3 protein-coding genes are annotated in these 1,670 nt (G+C 57.8%); 2 read left to right on the forward strand and 1 reads right to left on the reverse strand.

What is annotated here, in order from left to right; genetic code table 11:
• Window positions 1-36: 36 nt before the first annotated feature.
• Window positions 37-249, reverse strand: coding sequence for a hypothetical protein (locus tag NDI79_RS23475; protein ID WP_310931053.1), 213 nt, complete (start codon window positions 247-249; stop codon window positions 37-39).
• A 287-nt stretch (window positions 250-536) separates the two neighbouring features.
• Between NDI79_RS23475 and NDI79_RS23480 the strand changes: the two genes are divergently transcribed.
• Together NDI79_RS23480 and NDI79_RS23485 are read left to right on the forward strand one after the other, a co-directional pair.
• Window positions 537-923, forward strand: a complete 387-nt coding sequence (locus tag NDI79_RS23480) for a hypothetical protein (protein WP_310931054.1) — start codon at window positions 537-539, stop codon at window positions 921-923.
• Window positions 924-1,390: 467 nt separating this feature from the next.
• A complete protein-coding gene (locus NDI79_RS23485; RefSeq protein ID WP_310931055.1) occupies window positions 1,391-1,552 on the forward strand; it encodes a hypothetical protein in 162 nt (53 codons plus the stop codon).
• Window positions 1,553-1,670 lie beyond the last annotated feature (118 nt).

Here is a 1,670-nt window from a genome sequence, read left to right on the forward strand (position 1 = left end):
CACGGCGGCACTCGTCCCAACCGGTCACGTCCGCCATTAGAAATCCCCTCCGAGGGTCGTCCGTCCGAGGTAGCTGTCCGTCTGACCGCGTTCGACATACCACGCGATTAGTTCCGAACCGTCTATCTCGCCCGCACGGACCGCCTCATACTCTTCGACGGACATCCGCTCGAATAGGTCAACCCTCCAGTACTTGCCGCGTTCAGTCTTGTTCGGTGCGTTCTCGTTCGTGTGTTCTCGAATTGCCATGGTGTGTTTCCATGACGCGAACAGAGCGAACTACCGACCATGCCGGTAGTCTTTTGGCGAAGCACCGCATAGGAACAAGCGTTCTAACTCAGGTTCCTTGGGGCTTCGCGCCCCGGGGCTTACCCCAACACCACTGAGTTACTTCTTCGTGGTGCGCCGCATCATGATTCTTCATAGAGCGGGGAGTGCTATAACATTTTCCCTTGGGTTAGGTACAACCTGACTTGTGTTCAGTGGGGTAGCCTAACGGCCTAATGACTAAGTAGGAGTCCCACGAACGCCGATATATGGCAGGACAGGTAGCCAACACCGTTGAAGATTACCGGGAGATGCTTCGAGAGACGGACGGCCCGCTGAACGTCCGCGAGTGGTCCCGAATAGCGGACGTGTCCGACGATACGCTTCGGAATCACATGGACGAGATAGAGGCGCATGACGCCGTCAGAAGCAAAGTGCTCTCTCGAACCCGTGTGTATTGGTGGGACGGGGAGGGAGACGAACGTGGCGCGTCTGGTGAGCTTGAACAGACTCTCACGGTCGCGCAGGGCGTGGCGGTCGTTCTCTTCCTCGGGGCGCTTCTCTTCGCACTCAGTCACTCGACGTTCGTTTCCGGCGTCGGTGTTATCGCCGTGGCGGTCGCTTCGGGGATCGTCGGTTACGAACTCGGTTCCTGATTATTCGATCCACACTGCATTTTACCGAGCACGGTGCGAGTGGTGCGGGGAGCCGGGGACCAACCCGCACCAGTGAAAACCGACAGACGGCGGCGGTCTTTTCGCGGACCGGTGCGGGTGGTGCGGGGAGATTTCGTATTTCTCTATTACTATACACTTCTCTCTGCTCTTCCTTTGTTTTGCTTTCTGTCTCCTGCGCGTATAGTTGCAAATCTCCCCGCACCACCCGCACCACCCCACAAGAAATCCCCTGCCGTACAGCGGTTTTTGCCGGTGCGGGTAGAAATCCCGAGGTCGCACCACCCGCACCACTCTCGGTATTCTGACATACTCCCCGTCCTGCGGCGTCAGTTTCGAAACACGGATTAGTTAGAACGGGGTTAAGTGAGACTCCGAACAAGCAGAATCGAGAGGTACAGAACTCCTCTCGCGGTACTTTGACATACTAACCAGACGTAACTGAGAGTATGGCACAAGAGGGCCACACCTCGATATGGGTGAGTAAGACCGCGAGGAACGGACCGTTTGAAAATGCAAAGAAGGCGGTCGCGGCGGAACTCGGCCATGAACCGACCCATGACGAGATACTGCGCGAGGTCTGCGCGGCGTATGCCGGGTGGGACAAATGAGCGTCTCGACCACGCGGTACGTCGCCGGGAAGCTACTCCGCGTCTCCGCCGTGCTCGTATTCGCGTTCTTCGCACTCGGCATGATACTCTGGACCGTCGTGCTCGGTCCCACGGCGGC

This window comes from Halogeometricum sp. S3BR5-2 (assembly GCF_031624635.1).
Taxonomy (GTDB): domain Archaea; phylum Halobacteriota; class Halobacteria; order Halobacteriales; family Haloferacaceae; genus Halogeometricum; species Halogeometricum luteum.